A 17413-nucleotide genomic window follows, 5' to 3' on the forward strand; every position below is an offset into this window, starting at 1 on the left:
GACGACAGGACCCGCGAACCGCTCTGTCTCTTCGTTTTTACGCACTCCGGACGGAAAACCGTTTCACACTTTTCCTGGAGTTGCTCTACCGATCCGCCAGCGCCAGCTTCGCGCCAAGCATGACGAAGGCGCCGGCGAAGGTCCGGCGCATCCAGGTCAGCACCATTGGCCGCGAGGCGACGTGGCTGCGGATCGAGGCGGCGAACACGCCATAGCCGACGAACACCACGAAGGTCACAAGCATGAAGACGGAGCTGAGCTCCAGCATCTTCGACAGCGCGTTGGGTTCGGTGGTGCTGACGAATTGCGGCAGGAAGGCGAAGAAGAAGATCGACAGTTTCGGATTGAGCACGTTGACGAGGATACCGGTGGCGATCACCTTGCCGGCGGAGCGCGGCGCGACATTGTCCTCGACGCTCAGCCCGCCTTTCTCCTTCAACGTGTTCCAGGCCATGTAGAGCAAATAGGCGACGCCGAGATATTTCAGCGTTTCGAAGGCGAGCGCACTGGTGTGCAGGAGAGCGGCAAGGCCGGTAATGGCGGCAGCCATGTGCGGGATGATGCCGAGCGTGCATCCGAAGGCGGCAACGATCGACGCCCGCGCCCCGCGCGAAAGCCCGGCGCTCAGCGTGTAGAGAACGCCGGTGCCTGGCGAAGCCACGACGATCAGCGACGTCAACAGAAATTCGATGCTCACGATGGTTCCCTCCGGCGCCCTGCCCTGTTGCAGCGTAGCCAGCAAGGAGGGCGCGCACAAGCCGCGGTCAGTCGTCGCTAGGAGATAGGCAATCCGAGCGCCGCGCGCGCCGTCAAGCACTCGTCGTCGCCAGGCATGCAGGCACGGCAGACATCCGGGCGCAGTTCATAGATGCCACAGGCGGTCGCCTTGCCGACCTCGCCCGACAAGGCCGAGCAGCGCACGCCGTCACAGCGCATGCCGGACAAGTCGGCCGCTACATATTTTGGCGGGATGCGGTCAAGTTGCGCGTCATCCTCGGTGGAAAAGCGCGGCCACTCTGCCGAATAGGAGCAGCAGGCGCCGCAGCTCTGGCAGTCGAAGGCAGGCACCAGCAAGCCGGGCGGCGCCGGCGCGGCAAGGTTGCGATCGACGTCTTGCGGCAAGGCGCTATTTCTTCTTCCTGGTTTTGCCCTTTGGCGAATCCAGCGGCGACTTGAACAGATCGGTCGCAGCCTCGGCGGCTTCGCCGGTTTTCGGCTCGGCGGCCGGCTTGACCGGCTTTGCAGCGACGGCCGGCGCCGACGGCTGGTCCTTGGCGGAGAATTTTATGGCCATGTCAGTCCTCGTCGGCGAAACGCGATGATGGCGCCCGCGGGTTGCGCAAGCGGCCGATCAACGCCGACACCGCCGTGATGTTCATTTCCTCCGGCGACCAGTTTTTTGTCGCCTCGATGTGATGCGGCGCCAGTTCGCGATGCGTGCTGCCGCTATAGGCGGCATCCTGGTAGGTCACCCGCTCGTGCGTCTTGGCGTCTTCCCGGACATATTCGATCAGGTAGTTCGGGCATTCGGCGCGACCGCGCACGCCAAGGCGGACCTGGGCATCGCCATGGGCGCGTTTGCAGCGTTCCAGTTTTTCCAGCACGCGCCGGACATATTCGACCGGCTTGTCAAGGCCATCGACCACGTCGGCGATGGTCGAGTCGGCGGCGATCGTCTTCGCGGGTACGCGCTTGGTGGCCATCAGCGTTTGCCCGCCCGCTTCGGCTGGGCAGCCTGAGCAGCAGCGGCCGCCAGTTCGTCGGCTTCCTTTTCCAGGCGCAGTTCGCGCAGCCGGGCAGTCTTTGCCTCGCGGGCCTGACTGACGGCATCCTGTTCGGACACGATGCGGTTCAACGACATGGACTGGGTCCTGGTCTTGCTGAAAATGGACTCGGCCTGATCGCGAGATGTCTTCGAAGTGGCGGTCAAAATCTTTCTCCTGTCCGCAGCGTGATGCAGAAAGGCCGGTCTTCGGCCGAAATCACGCACAAATAAATATGGTTGCCGGCACGAATTGCCCGCCCGACTAACGGCGCGGCGCTCATTCGACCTGTTAGACCGTCCTTAGCACGTCCGAAGGGGCGTGCGGCGTTCTAATTGAGCGTCCAAACGAAAAAGGCCAGGCATGGCCTGACCTTTCGTTGGAGGATCGAGCGTCCAGGACGCTCGACGACGCTCCCAGAATTCGCCGTTCACCGGTGCCGGTACATCCGTGGTCACCGGGAAGGCTGAATTCCGATTTAGGCCGCCTTCAACTGGTCGGCGGACATCTTGCCCGACTTGTTGTCGCGGACCATCTCGTAGCCGAGCTTCTGACCCTCGACGATGTCACGCATGCCGGCGCGCTCTACGGCCGAGATGTGGACGAAAACGTCGGCCGAGCCGTCGTCAGGCTGAATAAAACCAAAACCTTTGGTGGCGTTGAACCATTTAACTGTGCCGGTGCTCATGACGAACCCTTTCCATGGCAAATATTCGTTCGCCGTCATGCGGATGCACGACGCCGTTTGTCTCGATTTTTGATGTGGGAAGTTCGTCAAAGGCGCGCTGCAAAGCGCGGATAACAAAAGTCAGTCAAACAAATATCGACGACTTTCTTCTACGCCTGTTTTGGAAGCATGTCAAATCTTGCCTCGCCGGACTGACCAATGGCCACGGGCAAGGGCATGCCAGGCGGCCGATATCTCCAGATTGAGAACCGCCTTGTCGCGACCGATTGCAGTCCGAGCCGTCAACGCTCCTGGTCGGTCGGCCTGATGACGATTTCGTTGACGTTGACCCGCGGAGCGAAATTACGGTGACAGTGCACTATTTTCTCTTCGCCGCCTGTACGAGCAGGGCGGGTGATGCGGTTAATCTTGGCAGATGAGAGCTGCGCCAATATCGAGAAGCGCGCTGTCACTCGTAGAATTCGAAGCCGCACTCGCGCAATCTGAAACCGCAAAACATGCTCCATATTGGCCTAACTCAATTGTCTCAAAACAGGGGCAGTTCAGTCGGGAAAACATAGAAAAGAGTGCACTGTCACCGTAATTCGAAGTTCAAAGCGGCCTCCATCAGGACCACGGAGCTGCTCGCCGCGGGCGAGCAGTACTGATTTCCATGCCCGCATGCCTTCGGTGTACGTAGGGCTTGACGTCATTTTTTGGCTGTGACGGAATGAATCGGCGGCAATCTCTGCCGCAACTCCCACCCAAGAAAGTACGGTTCATGGAAGCCCTGCAAGCGTTGCTGCTGACCAGCGCCCAATCTGAAACCGCAAACATGCTCCGTATTGGCCTAACTCAATTGTCCCAAAACAGGGGCAGTCCAGTCGGGAAAACATAGGAAAGAGTGCACTGTCACCGTAATTCCCATATTGGCCTAACTCAATTGTCTCAAAACAGGGGCAGTCCAGTCGGGAAAGCATAGGAAAGAGTGCACTGTCACCGTAATTGCCTTTAGGTCCGGTGGGCATCTAATTGTCCTCTGCGGGAGTATCGGGGTCATTGGACCAGATGGTATTGCCATCATGGTCAATCGCGATGAACCGAAACTTGTTCGATTCAAATAGCGCTTGCGCCTTGGCTGTTGCCTGCTGCCGGTCGTCAGTCTCTAAGAGACATTGGGTCCATTCAAACGGGTCGTTTGTTGCCCACACTTCGTAAGCCGCCATCTACCGCTCCATGCTTTCCGCTAAGCATATAGGAGTTCGGGCGACCGCGCGACAACGACGAGAAGCCGGTCAAATTTCAAACTGAGACACGACCCTCACCGGGCGTCATCAATGGCCACGGGCAAGGGCATGCCAGGCGGCCGATGTCTCCCAGATTGAGAACCGCCTTGTCGCGACCGATTGCAGTCCGAGCCGTCAACGCTCCTGGTCGGTCGGCCTGATGACGATTTCGTTGACGTTGACCCGCGCCGGCTGGCTGACCGCATAGAGAATGGCGGCCGCTACATCCTCGGCGGTCAGTGCTTCCATTGTGGCCAGGCGCTGGTCGAGGCCGGCCTTCGAGCCGGCGTTGGTGATGTGATCGCCAAGCTCGGTGCGCACTAGGCCGGGCTCGATGACGGTGACACGGACCTTGTCGGCGTAGACTTCGCGGCGCAGCGATTCGGAAAAGCCGACGACGCCGAATTTCGTCGCCGCATAACCGCTTGCGCCGGGGTTGGCGACGCGGCCGGCGATCGAGGAGACGTTGACGATATGCCCCTTGGCGGCCTTGAGATGCGGCAGCGCCGCCTTGGTGACGCCCATCAGCGCCAAAAGGTTGAGCTCGACCATGCGACGCCAGTCGTCGAGGGTTGCCTCCGCAGCCGGAGACAGAAGCATCACCCCGGCATTGTTGACGAGGATGTCGAGCCTACCCCATTCGGCAATGACTTTCTCGACCATGGCGGTGACATCGCCGTTGCTGGTGACGTCGGCCTCGATGCGCAACGCCGTGCCGCCGGCCTTTTCGATCCGCACGGCGAGCGCTTCGAGACGACCGGCGCGGCGGGCAGCGACCGCCACCTTCGCGCCGGCGGCGGCCAGCGCCGCAGCCGCCGCCTCGCCGATCCCCGACGAAGCGCCCGTGACGAGCGCGACCTTGCCGGCAAGTGGTGCGGAAGAAGCAGTCATCGTGAAACCTCCTGGAGCCCTGCCCGCGAGACGCCTGGCTTAGATAGGTCGTGGACAACGGCCTGAAAGGGTACCTCAGGCCCAACATCTATTCGTCAGGGCCGGGCTCCGGCCAAGGCTCCCTGGCTGCCTCCGCATACCACTCGCGCATCGCCGGCATTGAAAGCATGGCGTCGACATAGGCCCGGGTGTCGGCCGCGAGCGTGCCACCATAGGTCTCGAAGCGGGTGACGACAGGCGCATACATGGCATCGGCCGCGGTGAAATGGCCGAACAGGAACGGGCCGCCCTGGCCGTATTTTTCGCGGCACTCGCGCCACAGCGCCTCGATGCGAGCGCGTTGCGATTCGCCTTCTGCGTCGAGCGGCTTGTGGCCCTTGGGCCGGCGCAAATTCATCGGCCAGCCATAACGGACCTCGCGAAAACCGGAATGCATCTCGGTCGCCGCCGAGCGCGCCAGCGCGCGGGCGCCGATATCGGCCGGCCAGAGGTTTTTTTCAGGGTACAAGTCGGCAAGATATTCAAGGATGGCAAGGGTTTCCCAGATGATCCTGCCGTTTTGATTCAGCGGCTTGTGAGCCAGAACGGGCACCTGCCCGGTCGGCGACACTTTGGCCAGATTGGCGGCGGTCTCGGGCGTGCGCAGCCGCACGAGCCGTTCTTCGAACGGAATCTCCAGATGCCTCATCGCCAGCCACGGCCGCAGCGACCAGGAGGAAAAGCATTTATTGCCGATGTAGAGCGTGAATTCAGCCATTTTTCTCCCCGCGCGCACGGTCGTCCTGAAGTCTTGGACCGGCGCGTGTTCACAGCCTAGCCTGCAAGCCTTGCCACCGGAAGCGGCTGAGCGAACGTATCGGCTTGCGTAGTCCGGAACCTAACCGACGCCAGCCCGTTGGTTCCGCAAGGAATTCAAGATTGCCAGGAGATGCGGACATGGTGAACAAGGATCAGGTCGCCGGCGTGGCCAAGCAGGCCAAGGGCTCCGTCAAGCAGGCCGCCGGCAAGGCGACCGGTGACAGGCGGACCCAGGCCAAGGGCACAGCCGACAAGGCCGCCGGCAAGGTGCAGAAGGCCTATGGCGACGTAAAAGACAAGGTCAACAAAGCGCTCCAGGGTGCTTTGGACGTGGGGAAAAGGCGGTCGCCAACGCCGCCTTTTTTCACGTGCTCCAGCTCTTGCTGAAAGCGTTGGTGAACGCAACCCCGCCCTGGTCGTCGGTCGCCTCGCCCAGCACCACATCCATGCCGTCGCTGGTCACCCTCGCCAGCGCGAACCCGCCCATAAAGGCAGCCTTGGGCTTGAACAGGTCCAGCCCGTCGCGGCGGTAGATCAATGGCGTACGGTGCTGGTGGCCGTGAAAAATGCCAACGACATTGTAGCCTTTCAGCGTCGCCAGCAGCGCTTTCCTGTCGTTTTCGCTCCACCAGTGCGGCGCGCCGGCGCCGTCATCGTCGTAGACCCTTTTGGCGGGATCCCACCGTTCTATCGAAAACGCATCCCAGCCATAGTGCTGGAACAGGATGACCGGGCGCCCGTCCCCAGCGTAGGTCGCCAGATCCTGTTTCAGCCAGGGCAAGCTGCTTTCGGCGCCGTGGCCGGTGTCACCGGCGAAACGATGCATCTGGACGAGATGCAGCCCGCCCCAGTCCCAGGAATAGCAATCGGTGCCGACGTCGTAGTCGGTGGCCGGCACCGGTGGCTTGAAGAACACGCCGGCGCGGTGATTGACCTCGACATAGTCGCGCAGTTCGCGCCGGTACCAGTCGACATGGTGCGGCGGGCCGTTCTGGTCGAGATCATGGTTACCCAGCCCGACATAGACCGGCATATGCACGCGATCGGGGCCCACGCCCTGCTGGTAGCGCTGACTGAACTGGAGCAGTTGCTTGCCCTCGCTCGGCTGGGCGATCTGGCCGCCGCCATCATCGGTGATGTCGCCGCCGACCACCAGGCCGAGCGGCGCGCCGATGCGGCTGCCGGCCGAGCGCAGGCCGGTGGCGACGCCGTCGATCTCGGCCGGCCAATCCTTGTCGCCAACCGCATTGAGCGCCGTGACATTGCGCAGCAGCGCCGCGTCGGTCTTGCCTTCCTGCTCGCAATGGGGGCTAAGCCCGCTCGCCATGCGGCAGGCATGGACATCGGCGATAAAAAGGAAAGTGGCGTCGATGGGCTGGATGCGCTGCCCGGCCTGGCTCAGCGCCGGACGCGGCAAAGCGCCGGCCACGGCAAAGCCCATGGCCTGCGCCAGAAAGCTGCGTCGGGACCATATGGGCGGTCGGCTATTCCACATCGGCGGATTTCAGCATGGAGAGCGGCCTGCCGTAAAGTTCAGCCTGCGGGTACGCTACGCTAGTCGAGCACCCTCGACCATCGACATCGCGACGGGCGCCCGCCATTTTTACGGGCCTCCAAGTTCAGGTTCTATGGCAAGGGAACGCCATGAAGATTGCATCTGCCGGCGCGATATCGGCGACCCTGTTCACCGCGGGCGCCGCGCACGGAAGTCCGTGCGTCGACGCCAAGTCCGCCAGGAATGGTTTTGTTCTGGCGAGGCCTGGCATCCAGAGCGAGTTTCGCCCGGTCGCAGGCGGAATGATGTCCGTCACCAACACCTATGAATCGCAATCACCGCAGAAGCAATTCCTGTTTGCCGGCTGACCGCTGCCCAACTAGAACCCGTCCTCCGGCCTAAGGCGTTCCCGGCCGCAGCAACACCCTGCGCCGTCGTTTCGCGCCCGCTCCGTTGCGTGGCGAGGCAGGCGAGCGGGTGCTGTGTTGCAACTCCACAAGACAGTCGCGCAGCACGGTGGCGTCTTGCGCCGTCTTTGCCATCGACATGGCGCCGGAATAGGTGGCGACGGCAAGTGCCGCAAAGCGCTGCGGATCGGTGCCTTGCTCCCTGCCCGCCTGCTGGTCGGCCGTGACCTTGACGGCAATCGCCTGGCGCCAGGCTGAAAAGATACCGGCAAGGGCAATCCGGAAATCCGGATCGGCGAGCGACAGTTCATGCGCCAGGTTGTTGAGCGGACAGCCGCGCACGAACCCCTGCCGTTCCAGTTCCACCGCCACGGCCTCGAACACAGCCCGCACGCCGTCGCGCGCCGAAGCCGCGGCCTGCACCGGTGCGATCCATGTCTCTTCGACCGCCCCCGCCACGCGCTCATCGATCACCGCCAGGGCCAGCGCCTTCTTGGTCGGGAAATGATGATGCAATGCGCCGCCGCTGACGCCTGCCTCCGCCATGATGTCGCCGAGGCTGGAGGCGTGATAGCCGCGCGCCTGAAACGACTCCTGCGCGGCATCGAGCACTCTATTGCGCATGCGTTCGGGATCGTTGGTGCGCTTTTGGGAATGCCCGGCCATCGCGAATCTCCGCCTTCTCCCTCAAGGAGGGAAGAAAAAGAAGGTAGCAGATTGACAAAACAGGACAACCGGTCTGTTTTACAAACAGGACGATCACCCTGTTTTTGGAGACGAGCTTATGAGCCTGCCCCTAAACGCCTCAGCGCAGCCTGCAGCGCTTGCCTCCCCGGTCGTCGAATTGCGGCAATACACGCTGAAGCCCGGCAAGCGCGATACGCTAATCGACATTTTCGACAGCAGACTGATCGAAGGCCAGGAACAGGCCGGGATGACCATTATCGGGCAGTTCCGGGACATGGACCGGCCTGACATGTTCGTCTGGCTGCGCGGCTTCGACAGCATGGCCGCGCGCAAGGACGCCTTGACCACCTTCTACGGCGGCCCGGTCTGGGCGGCGCATCGCGATGCGGCCAATGCGACAATGATCGATTCCGACGATGTGTTGTTGCTGAAGCCGGCGTGGCCGGGCGCCGGCTTCGACCTCTCAGGCGCCGAGCGCGCCAGCCTGGCCGCTGGCAAAAAGCCAATACGAAACAGGGCGCTGGCCGACATTGTTGTCATCCGGATTCATCATCTGCGGCCTGGCGCGGAGACCGATTTGACCGGCCGGTTCAAGGCCGAGGCGCCGATGATGACGGCACCCGGCGTCCGCCTGCTCGCCGCCTTCGTTACGGAGCATGCCGAAAACAGCTTTCCGCGGCTGCCGGTGCGGGCTGATGAGAACGTCTTTGTGTCCGTTACCAGCTTCGAGAGCGCTGAGGCGCATGCCCGCCATGAAACCGCTCTGGCCGACTCGCCGGCATGGCAGGGTTTTTGGCAGGCCGCGCAGCCTGACCTGACCAAGCCAACGGAGACCTTGCGGCTGTCGCCGACGTCGCATTCGCGCCTTGGACGTTGACGCCCAGGTCAGGCCGGCGAGCCCGTCGCGCGTTTGCGGTGTTGAAGGCCGGACTTCAAATTGCCGCCGGCCGCCGCGTGATCCTGAAGCAGCTTCGCCCATGCCGCCACGGCGGCCGCGCGCGTCAGGCGAGTCTGCGCGAAATGCCGCGCCTCCGCCGCTATTTCAGTTTCCAGCTTCGGATTGGCGCGCAGCCACTCGACGCGCTCGGCCAGATCCGACATATCGCGCGCCACCGGCACATAGTGGCGAAACGGCTCGATGTCGTCGAAGAACCACTCGCGCCAGGGCCGGTCCTGCAGCAGCACGACACGCCTGGTGTGAAGCAACATCTTGAAGCGGCCGCTATAGCCGGCACCCTCGACATCGATCATGTACCGGTAAGTTGCGACCTGCTCTTCCATCGTCCTGAACGTGCTGGAATACCTGTTGACGGCGAGATCGTAATCCGGCTCGGTGTCATACGCCTCGATCAGATCGCGCCGGGCCGATGAGATCTCGACGATCTTTTTGCGGGCGTCATTCATGCAGCGCCCGGCCCAGAACAATCGATCGTCGAGCGCGGGGCCTTCCGACGCGGCCGCCATCGCTTGCGTCTTTTGGTCGTAGTCATCGAACTTCGCGTCCGGCCAACCGTCGAAAACGAAATCTGGCGCGGCGACCTCGCCATAACCATCCGCCTGGGAGAAGGCGAAACGCGTACGGAAATGGCGATGCCTTCGACGGGACGGCGTGTCGCCGAGAAGCATATTGAAGGGCGGCATGCTGCGGGTGCCAATCGATGCCAAGGCCTCGGCAAGAAGGGTCAGGACCTGCACGTGCCTTTCCAGCCAGGCCGCGCGAGAGCGCACCTTGAGCTTCCCGTCTTCGAAGCGACAGTGAATCTCGCCGCGATTGAGCCCAGGCAGCAGGCGCCTGCCAATCTCGACGACATCGACCGGGATGGGAAGTGCGTGAAGTCCCGTCTTGAGAGATGCCATTTGAAGACGCTCTTGCCGCGACGCATTTCGATCCGAAAGCCGGCTGATCCGACCTCGCCGTGCGCGGCTCATTCGCCAAAGCGGCTATCCCGTTGACGCGGCGGATGCAAGGGCCGACGATCCCGGCACAGTCGCGGCGAAGTTCATACCACGAGATTGGCCGACGGTTTGACCGCTGCAGCCAGGTGCGCAGCGATCCGGCCGGCCGCTCGACATCCTCGTCAACAATGACGGCGTCGCCTACCTCATGCCATTCGAGACCGTCAGCGAGGAGCAGTTCCAGCACTCCTCGCGGTCAATGTGACGGCGGCGTTCGTCCTGACCCAACGGCTGCTGCCGCATTTCGGCAGCGCGCCTCGGTGATCAACATCTCCTCCTGGCGGCTAACAGGATCCGAATGTTTCGCGGATGGCCTCGGCAACAAGGGCCGGGTCCTCCCAATGCGGGTTGTGGCCACACGCCTCGGCACGCACGAGGCGCGCTTGCGTCAGGCACCTGGCCAGCGCCTGTTGATGCGCCTCGCCGAACAGCGGGTCACATTCGCCGGCGATGATCAGCGTCCGGGTCCGCACCGCCCGTGCCGCATTGGTCAGGTCGGCGCGGCGGATCTCCTCCAGGATCGCGCGCCAGCGCGCGGCGGGCATCGCTGAGGCGTCTTTCGCCAGGCCGGCGAGGAAGGCTTTGGGCACTCCGGGCCGGCAGGCATGCCACAAGGCATAGAACGGATCGGACGGCGAGATCGGATCACGCAGGGTCTGAACGCCGGCGACCAGCGCGTGATCCGGCGAGAAGTCGGGCTTCAGCGTCCCGGCCAGGACCACCAGTCCCCCGATGAGCTCGCTATGGCGGGCAGCCAGTGCGATGGCCGCCACGGCGCCCAGCGAATGGCCGAGGACGACGGGCCGGTCGAGCCGCAGGTGCCGGATCAGCCCGGCAATGTCGCCGGCGAAATCGTCGATGCCGCAGCCCTGGCCTGCTTGCGACGCGCCGTGGCCGCGCAGGTCGGGCATGACCAGCCGGCGCCCCGCCAGATGCGGCGCCAGGAGCGAAAAGCTGCGGCTGGTGTCGGTGAAGCCATGCACCAGCAGCAGCGCTGGCTCGGCGCCTGGCATGTCTACATAGGCGGTATCGAGACCGCCAATATCGGCCACTTGCTTACGGCCGGGCCAGGCGTCCTGTTCCGCCCCGGCATCGGGCAAGGCCTCCAGCACGGCCGGTCTCACAGGCCGAGCTTTTCCTTGACGGCGGCAAGGCCGGGTTTGCCGTCGAAGGTTGTGACGCCGGCGAGCCAGGCGTCGAGGCGGTTCTTGTTCAGCGCGATCGCCTTCAATGCCCCGTCCTCCGGCTTCATGCCGTCATTGATCAGGTAGCCCATGCCGACATTCTCAAAATCGATGTCGAAGGCAAGATTTCCGAGGAATTGCGCCACGTTCGGGCATTGCTCGAGATAGCCCTTGCGCACCTGCGTCGTCACTGTCGCGGCGCCGAAATTCGGGCCGAAGAATTTGTCGCCGCCGGTCAGGTACTTGAAATCATACATCGTGTTCATCGGGTGCGGCGCCCAACCCTGGAAGACGATGAACTGCTTCTCCTTGATCTCATAGCCGACCTCCGAGAGCATGCCGGCCTCGCTCGACTCGACCACCTGCCAGCCGTCAAGGCCAAAAGCAGGATCGGCGATAGCGTCCATCATCAGCTGATTGGAACCGGGCTCGATGCCGTACATCTTCTTGCCGAACTTGTCGGCGAATTTGTGCAGATCCGATATGTCCTTGACGCCAGCCTCCCAGGCATAGGTCGGCACGGCGAAAGTGTATTTGGCGCCGACAAGATTGACGCGCACATTCTCGATCGAGCCGTCCTTCTCGTACGGCTCGTAGTAAGTGACCATGGCCGGGTCCCAGTACCCCAGGAACAGATCGAGATCCCTGTTTTTCATGCCTTCATAGATGACGTTGATGCCGAGCACCTCGCTCCGCGGCTCATAGCCGAGCGCCTGCAGGAGGACGTTGGCCACCCCGGTCGTGAAGGCCAGATCGTTCCAGCCGGGTTCGGCCATGCGGACCGCCCTGCACTGCTCGGCCTCGGCAGCGTGGGCTGCGTGAGACGCCAGCACCAAGGCAGCAAGACAGACACCCTTCGCGAGCATGCGGACCATTGGATTCTCCTCTTCGCCACTGGTTTTGACCATTCGGTCTTTTTATTGTCCCATTGGTCAATGATTGATCTGGGTGGGCGAAAATGTCAAGGTGGATTCGTTCCGCCTGGATCCAACCCGTGAAACTCAAGCGCCTCAGTGACATACGCCGCAAGGAATTGAGGCAGGCCGCCTTCGCGGTGCTGGAGCGCGAAGGCATTGCCGGCGCGACGCTGGAGAAGGTGGCCGCCCATGCCGGCGCCTCCAAGGGCATCGTGCTGCACTATTTCCGCAACAAGCAGGAATTGTTCGAGCACGCGATGCGCGAAGCCAACGCGGTCCTGTGCAACGCGGTGGTCGCCCGGCTTCGCAGGGCCCAGACGTCGATGGAGCGGCTGGACGCGGTGATCGAGGGCAATTTCGAGGAGCATCTGTTCCTGCCGCCGCTTTGCCATGCCTGGCTCTCGCTTTGCGCCGAGGTGCCGCGCGACGAAAAATTGGCGCGCATCCAGAGGGTCATCCACGGACGCATGCGCTCGAACCTTTTGTCCGGCCTGCGCGGCCTCGCCTCGAGGGGAGATGCCGACGACATCGCGCTCGGCGTCACCGCGCTGATCGACGGGCTTTGGCTGCGGCTCGGCCTGCAGCCGGGCAGCGTCTCGCGCGAACAGGCGATCGGGCAAGTCAAGAATTTTGTCGCGGGCCGGTTGGCCATCGGGCGGCGCACCGAGGTCGATCCCTAGATCCGCCCCGACTGGAAGGCGGCGCGGCGGACTCCCGGGTTCGAACCATTCGGCAGCAGGCGGTGGATAGCGGATACACGGGGGGTGAGTGGTACAGCCGATCTCCCCCTCGTGGGCAGGGGAATCGCAGATAAGTTGATTTGCTCTTGCCAAGTAGGAAAAGAGGGATTCTTGAGAGGCTTTCTCGTTACAGAGGAGGCCGCAGTGCCGTTGGTTATGTCTATCCTGCGCGAGGTTCGAGATCCACGCGATATCAATGCGCGGCATAATCTTGCGGAGCTTCTGTTCCTGGCGCTTGCAGCGACGCTGTGCGGTGCCAAAAGCTGTGTGGACATTGCTGAATTCGTGGAGGGGCGGGAAGACGATCTGAGAGAGATCGTCGAACTGAAGCATGGATGTCCGAGCCACGACACCTTCAGCCGGGTGTTTCGGCTTCTTGATCCGCAGGAATTGTCGAACGCGCTGAGCGCCTTCATGTCGGCGTTGCGGCGCGAACTTGGACTTGGCCCGCCGCGTGGCGTGGTGGCTATCGACGGCAAGGCGCTCAGGCGCGGCTATGAGAAGGGGCGTGCCTTCATGCCGCCGCTGATGGTCAGTGCCTGGGATGCCGAGACCAGGCTGGCGATTGCGGCAACGCGGGCGCTGGCCTCCGACGAGGTCGGGGCGACGCTGGCGTTGCTGAAGAGCTTGGATCTTAAGGGCTGCACGGTCACCGCCGACGCCCTGCATTGCCGCCCCGACACGGCCCAAGCGCTGATTGCGCAGAAGGCGCACTACGCCTTCGGGCTGAAGGCCAATCGTGGCCGTCTGTTTGCCGCGGCTGAGAAAAGCTTTGCCGCGGCAGGCGAGATCGCCTGCTTCGAGACGCGCGACACTGCTCACGGCCGCACCGAAGTGCGCCGAGCCAGCATCTTGCCGCTTGCCAAACTCAAGGACCTGCCTGTGTTCCCAGGCCTCAAGGCCATCGGTCGCATCGAAGCCCTGCGCACGACCGACAATAAGACGGCTGCGTCGGTCCGCTACATCGCGCTCTCCAAGCTGCTCACACCCAGGAAATTGGCCGAGACCGTACGTGCCCACTGGACAATCGAAAACCAGTTGCACTGGAGCCTCGATGTTGTCTTCCATGAAGATGACGCCCGCACCCGAAAGGACAACGCTCCACAAAATCTGGCCGTCATCCGAAGACTCGCGCAAAACATCTTGGCTGCCCATCCGCTCGACAAACCAATTGCCAGCAAGATGCGAAGGGCAAACTGGAGCAAAGATTTCTTCTATGACCTCTTTACTCATATGCGATAGCCCTGCCCTCGTGGGGGAGATGCCCGGTCCACCCTCCGCAGCTGCAGCGCAGCTGCTGCGGAGGACGGGCAGGCCAGAGGGGGGCGCTGTCCCGCCGATCTCTCAATCGATTGCACTTCCGCCTTGTTCTAATCTGAGGGCAGCTGAATGACGAAGGGTAGCGTTCCTTCGCGCCCCCTCTGCCCTGCCCGTCCTCCGCAGCAGTTGCGCTGCAGCTGCGGAGGGTGGACCGGGCATGTCCCCCACGAGGGGGTAGATTGGCTCTGTCTCAACCGATTTGCATCTTCACCGCCGGTAATCTCCGCTTGATGCGTTTTGTGCAACGCGATACGCCGTTGCCCAAATCGTCAGACCGGAGACTTGCCGTGAGCACGCCAGAGACCAGAACCGAAACCGACACGTTCGGCCCTATCGAGGTCGCCGCCGACCGTTACTGGGGCGCGCAGGCGCAGCGTTCTCTTGGCAATTTCAAGATCGGCTGGGAAAAGCAGCCAGCGTCGATCGTGCGCGCGCTCGGCATCGTCAAGCGGGCGGCGGCGGAAGCCAACATGGAACTGAAGCGGCTCGACCCGGCGATCGGCAAGACGATCGTCGAGGCAGCGCAAGAGGTTATCGACGGCAAGCTCGATGATCATTTCCCGCTGGTGGTCTGGCAGACCGGCTCGGGTACGCAGTCCAACATGAACGCCAATGAGGTGATCTCGAACCGGGCGATCGAGATGCTGGGCGGCGTGTTGGGCTCGAAGAAGCCTGTGCACCCCAACGACCACGTCAATATGAGCCAGTCGTCGAACGACACCTATCCGACGGCCATGCACATTGCTTGCGCCGAGCGCATGGTGCACGATCTGTTGCCTGCGCTGAAGCACCTGCACAAGGCGCTCGACGCCAAGAGCCGGGCTTTCGCCCACATCATCAAGATCGGCCGTACCCATACGCAGGATGCCACCCCCCTCACGCTCGGCCAGGAATTCTCGGGCTATGCGGCGCAGGTCGCCTCGTCGATCAAGCGCATCGAGATGACGCTGCCCGGCCTGCAGGAACTGGCGCAGGGCGGTACCGCGGTCGGCACCGGCCTCAACGCGCCGGTCGGCTTCGCCGAAAGGGTTGCCGACCGTATCGCCGCCATCACCGGCATCGCGTTCGTCACCGCGCCCAACAAGTTCGAGGCGCTCGCCGCCCATGATTCCATGGTGTTCTCGCACGGCGCGATCAATGCGGCGGCAGCCGCACTCTTCAAGATCGCCAACGACATCCGCTTCCTCGGCTCCGGTCCGCGTTCGGGCCTCGGCGAATTGTCGCTGCCCGAGAACGAGCCTGGCTCCTCGATCATGCCGGGCAAGGTCAACCCGACGCAGTGCGAGGCGATGACCCAGGTCTGCGTCCAGGTGTTCGGCAACAATGCAGCACTCACCTTCGCCGGTAGCCAGGGCCATTTCGAGCTCAACGTCTACAACCCGCTGATGGCCTATAATTTCCTGCAGTCGGTGCAACTCCTCGCCGACGCTTCGGTCTCCTTCACCGACAATTGCGTCGTCGGTATCGAGGCGCGCGAAGACAACATCAAGGCGGCTCTCGACCGTTCGCTGATGCTGGTGACGGCACTGGCGCCGACCATCGGCTACGACAACGCCGCCAAGATCGCCAAGACCGCGCACAAGAAGGGCACGACGCTGCGCGAGGAAGCGCTGGCCACCGGACTGGTCAGCGAAGCCGACTATGACCGGCTGGTGCGACCGGAAGACATGACGCGCCCGGGGTAAAAGCGGAACTCGCAAAAACGTTACCGCAGTGAACGAACTGTCACCAGATCAGTATCTTTGGTGAACAGTCCGCCTGCTCTATCTGGGTCACATCGAAACGTTATCCAGAGAGAGACCCGCCATGTCCACCAACACATCCGCTGCCACTTCCGGCATCACTTCCGACAGCTCGGTCACGATCCTGCTCGGACGCATTCTGCTTTCCGTCATTTTCCTGCTTTCGGGCTTCGGTAAGCTCACCGCGATTGCCGGCACCGCCGGCTATTTCAGCAGCCTCGGCCTGCCGCTGCCGACCGTAACCGCCATTGTCGTCGGCCTGATCGAACTTCTCGGCGGTCTCGCCATCCTCGTCGGTTTCCAGACCCGGATCGTCAGCTGGGTGCTTGCGATCTTCACCGTCGCCACGGCACTGGTCGCCCATACCGGCTGGGCCGACCAGATGCAGATGATCAACTTCCTCAAGAACCTCGGGATTACCGGCGGCTTCCTGGTGCTGGCCTCCACCGGCGCGGGCAAATTCTCGATCGACGCCAAGCGCGGCTGAGACAAACTACAGACGTGACCCAAGAGGCGTGGAATTTTCCGCGCCTCTTTTTCGTTGTCCATATACGCCTCGATCTGCCGGGCTTCTGCCGGTAGGATCGGTGCGCCGGGCAGCTCCTGCCCGATCCGGCATCGGAGGTGAGCATGCCCCGCAACGCGCTGCTTCTGCTTTCACGGCTGCTGCTCGCCGCTCTGTTCGTGCCCTCCGGGTTCCACGCGTTGAGCGACATTGCCGGCACGACAGGCTATTTCGCCGGTCTCGGCCTGCCTTTGCCGGCACTTGCTGCCTGGGGCACGGGCCTGTTCGAACTCATCGCCGGGCTGCTGATCGTGGTCGGCTTTCAGACGCGGATCACGGCACTGCTGCTCGCCGCCTTCAGCATTGCCGCCGGCTTCATCGGCCATTACGGCCAGGGCGGCGACGACGCGATGCTCGCGTTCCTCCACCAGCAGATGCTGATGAAGGACATTGCCATAGCGGGCGGCTTCCTGGCGCTGTCGATGGCAGGGGCCGGCGCCTGGTCGGTTGACGGACGAGGTGCGGTTTAAATCGCCTTCGACGCCCGAGCCAGGTCGACCCCCACTCCGTCTCGGCTTCGCCGAGCCACCTCTCCCCCGATCGACGGGGTAGAGGAAGGGCACGAACTCACGCCAGGCTCCTTTCCTCTCCCTCCGGAGGGGGAGGTGGCGCTGCGAAGCAGCGACGGAGTGGGGGAAGGCGCTCGTCAATCGCGCCGCCGCTGATAAGTGGCGCGATTGAGTTGGTCTAATATCCGCGTGGGTCAGATAAACGCATTCATTTCACCGAAACGCTCGGCCCACCCTCGACCGCCAGCACCAGCAGATGCTGATGAAGGACATTGCCATAGCGGGCGGCTTTCCTGGCGCTGTCGATGGCCGGGGCCGGCGCCTGGTCGCTTGACGGACGTGGTGCGGTTTGAATCGCCTTCGACGCCCGAGCCAGGTCGACCCCCACTCCGTCTCGGCTTCGCCGAGCCACCTCTCCCCCGATCGACGGGGTAGAGGAAGGGCACGAACTCACGCCAGGCTCCTTTCCTCTCCCTCCGGAGGGGG

The 17413-nt window shown here is 62.9% G+C and carries 22 protein-coding genes and 1 pseudogene; 8 read left to right on the plus strand and 15 right to left on the minus strand.

Annotated features, from left to right (window positions below):
- Positions 1–85: 85 nt before the first annotated feature.
- From NKJ26_RS09535 to NKJ26_RS09575, 9 genes are all read right to left on the minus strand, one after another.
- On the minus strand, positions 86–697 hold the full coding sequence (locus tag NKJ26_RS09535) for a LysE family translocator (RefSeq protein ID WP_352695046.1): 612 nt from the start codon (positions 695–697) through the stop codon (positions 86–88).
- A 77-nt stretch (positions 698–774) separates the two neighbouring features.
- Positions 775–1122, minus strand: a complete 348-nt coding sequence (locus NKJ26_RS09540) for a YkgJ family cysteine cluster protein (RefSeq protein WP_502903097.1) — start codon at positions 1120–1122, stop codon at positions 775–777.
- 4 nt (positions 1123–1126) lie between these two features.
- Positions 1127–1294, minus strand: a complete 168-nt coding sequence (locus NKJ26_RS09545) for a hypothetical protein (RefSeq protein ID WP_352695047.1) — start codon at positions 1292–1294, stop codon at positions 1127–1129.
- A 1-nt stretch (position 1295) separates the two neighbouring features.
- Positions 1296–1703, minus strand: a complete 408-nt coding sequence (locus tag NKJ26_RS09550) for a hypothetical protein (protein ID WP_352695048.1) — start codon at positions 1701–1703, stop codon at positions 1296–1298.
- Entirely contained in the window at positions 1703–1930 is a 228-nt protein-coding gene (locus tag NKJ26_RS09555) for a hypothetical protein (protein ID WP_027027809.1), read from the minus strand. Before NKJ26_RS09555 ends, NKJ26_RS09550 begins: the two co-directional genes overlap by 1 nt.
- 311 nt (positions 1931–2241) lie before the next feature.
- Positions 2242–2451, minus strand: coding sequence for a cold-shock protein (locus NKJ26_RS09560; RefSeq protein ID WP_010915421.1), 210 nt, complete (start codon positions 2449–2451; stop codon positions 2242–2244).
- Positions 2452–3458: 1007 nt separating this feature from the next.
- Positions 3459–3656: a hypothetical protein gene (locus NKJ26_RS09565; RefSeq protein WP_352695049.1), complete on the minus strand. Its 198-nt coding sequence runs from the start codon at positions 3654–3656 to the stop codon at positions 3459–3461.
- 195 nt (positions 3657–3851) lie between these two features.
- The gene (locus NKJ26_RS09570) at positions 3852–4607 is read right to left on the minus strand and encodes an SDR family NAD(P)-dependent oxidoreductase (protein ID WP_352695050.1); all 756 of its coding nucleotides are present in this window, start codon (positions 4605–4607) and stop codon (positions 3852–3854) included.
- Positions 4608–4695: 88 nt separating this feature from the next.
- Positions 4696–5364, minus strand: coding sequence for a glutathione S-transferase family protein (locus NKJ26_RS09575; RefSeq protein ID WP_352695051.1), 669 nt, complete (start codon positions 5362–5364; stop codon positions 4696–4698).
- A gap of 179 nt (positions 5365–5543) precedes the next feature.
- On the opposite strand from NKJ26_RS09575, the pseudogene NKJ26_RS09580 reads away from it, so the two are divergent.
- A pseudogene (locus NKJ26_RS09580) lies at positions 5544–5717 on the plus strand (CsbD family protein); the annotation flags it as partial.
- Between the two features lie 52 nt (positions 5718–5769).
- Here the strand turns inward: NKJ26_RS09580 and NKJ26_RS09585 are convergent.
- Positions 5770–6900 carry a metallophosphoesterase gene (locus tag NKJ26_RS09585; RefSeq protein ID WP_502903098.1) on the minus strand — a complete coding sequence of 377 codons (1131 nt, stop codon included), beginning with the start codon at positions 6898–6900 and terminating at the stop codon, positions 5770–5772.
- 149 nt (positions 6901–7049) lie between these two features.
- Between NKJ26_RS09585 and NKJ26_RS09590 the strand changes: the two genes are divergently transcribed.
- The gene (locus NKJ26_RS09590) at positions 7050–7268 is read left to right on the plus strand and encodes a hypothetical protein (RefSeq protein ID WP_352695053.1); all 219 of its coding nucleotides are present in this window, start codon (positions 7050–7052) and stop codon (positions 7266–7268) included.
- Positions 7269–7298: 30 nt separating this feature from the next.
- Here the strand turns inward: NKJ26_RS09590 and NKJ26_RS09595 are convergent, their stop codons facing one another.
- Entirely contained in the window at positions 7299–7973 is a 675-nt protein-coding gene (locus tag NKJ26_RS09595; protein WP_352695054.1) for a TetR/AcrR family transcriptional regulator, read from the minus strand.
- Between the two features lie 118 nt (positions 7974–8091).
- On the opposite strand from NKJ26_RS09595, the gene NKJ26_RS09600 reads away from it, so the two are divergent.
- Positions 8092–8871 carry an NIPSNAP family protein gene (locus NKJ26_RS09600; protein ID WP_352695055.1) on the plus strand — a complete coding sequence of 260 codons (780 nt, stop codon included), beginning with the start codon at positions 8092–8094 and terminating at the stop codon, positions 8869–8871.
- Positions 8872–8879: 8 nt separating this feature from the next.
- Here NKJ26_RS09600 and NKJ26_RS09605 read toward each other — a convergent pair whose 3' ends face one another.
- From NKJ26_RS09605 to choX, 3 genes are all read right to left on the minus strand, one after another.
- A complete protein-coding gene (locus NKJ26_RS09605; protein WP_352695056.1) occupies positions 8880–9851 on the minus strand; it encodes a glycosyl transferase family 90 in 972 nt (323 codons plus the stop codon).
- Positions 9852–10234: 383 nt separating this feature from the next.
- Positions 10235–11062: an alpha/beta fold hydrolase gene (locus NKJ26_RS09610; RefSeq protein ID WP_352695057.1), complete on the minus strand. Its 828-nt coding sequence runs from the start codon at positions 11060–11062 to the stop codon at positions 10235–10237.
- Positions 11063–11070: 8 nt separating this feature from the next.
- Positions 11071–12009 (minus strand): choline ABC transporter substrate-binding protein, encoded by a 939-nt coding sequence (choX, locus tag NKJ26_RS09615; protein WP_352695058.1) that lies wholly within the window; start codon positions 12007–12009, stop codon positions 11071–11073.
- Positions 12010–12092: 83 nt separating this feature from the next.
- Between choX and betI the strand changes: the two genes are divergently transcribed.
- The 5 genes from betI to NKJ26_RS09640 all read left to right on the plus strand — a co-directional run bounded on the left by betI (position 12093) and on the right by NKJ26_RS09640 (position 16888).
- Positions 12093–12731 (plus strand): choline-binding transcriptional repressor BetI, encoded by a 639-nt coding sequence (betI, locus tag NKJ26_RS09620; protein ID WP_352695059.1) that lies wholly within the window; start codon positions 12093–12095, stop codon positions 12729–12731.
- An 84-nt stretch (positions 12732–12815) separates the two neighbouring features.
- Entirely contained in the window at positions 12816–14033 is a 1218-nt protein-coding gene (locus NKJ26_RS09625) for an ISAs1 family transposase (RefSeq protein ID WP_352695060.1), read from the plus strand.
- A gap of 365 nt (positions 14034–14398) precedes the next feature.
- Positions 14399–15796, plus strand: a complete 1398-nt coding sequence (gene fumC / locus NKJ26_RS09630; RefSeq protein WP_352695061.1) for a class II fumarate hydratase — start codon at positions 14399–14401, stop codon at positions 15794–15796.
- A 121-nt stretch (positions 15797–15917) separates the two neighbouring features.
- Positions 15918–16340 (plus strand): DoxX family protein, encoded by a 423-nt coding sequence (locus NKJ26_RS09635; protein WP_352695062.1) that lies wholly within the window; start codon positions 15918–15920, stop codon positions 16338–16340.
- A 143-nt stretch (positions 16341–16483) separates the two neighbouring features.
- Complete coding sequence (locus NKJ26_RS09640; RefSeq protein WP_352695063.1) at positions 16484–16888, plus strand: DoxX family protein; 405 nt, start codon at positions 16484–16486, stop codon at positions 16886–16888.
- Between the two features lie 247 nt (positions 16889–17135).
- Here NKJ26_RS09640 and NKJ26_RS09645 read toward each other — a convergent pair whose 3' ends face one another.
- Entirely contained in the window at positions 17136–17315 is a 180-nt protein-coding gene (locus NKJ26_RS09645; protein WP_352695064.1) for a hypothetical protein, read from the minus strand.
- Positions 17316–17413: the final 98 nt, after the last annotated feature.

Origin of the sequence: Mesorhizobium sp. M0152, assembly GCF_040322415.1 — a bacterium.
Taxonomy (GTDB): Bacteria; Pseudomonadota; Alphaproteobacteria; order Rhizobiales; family Rhizobiaceae; genus Mesorhizobium.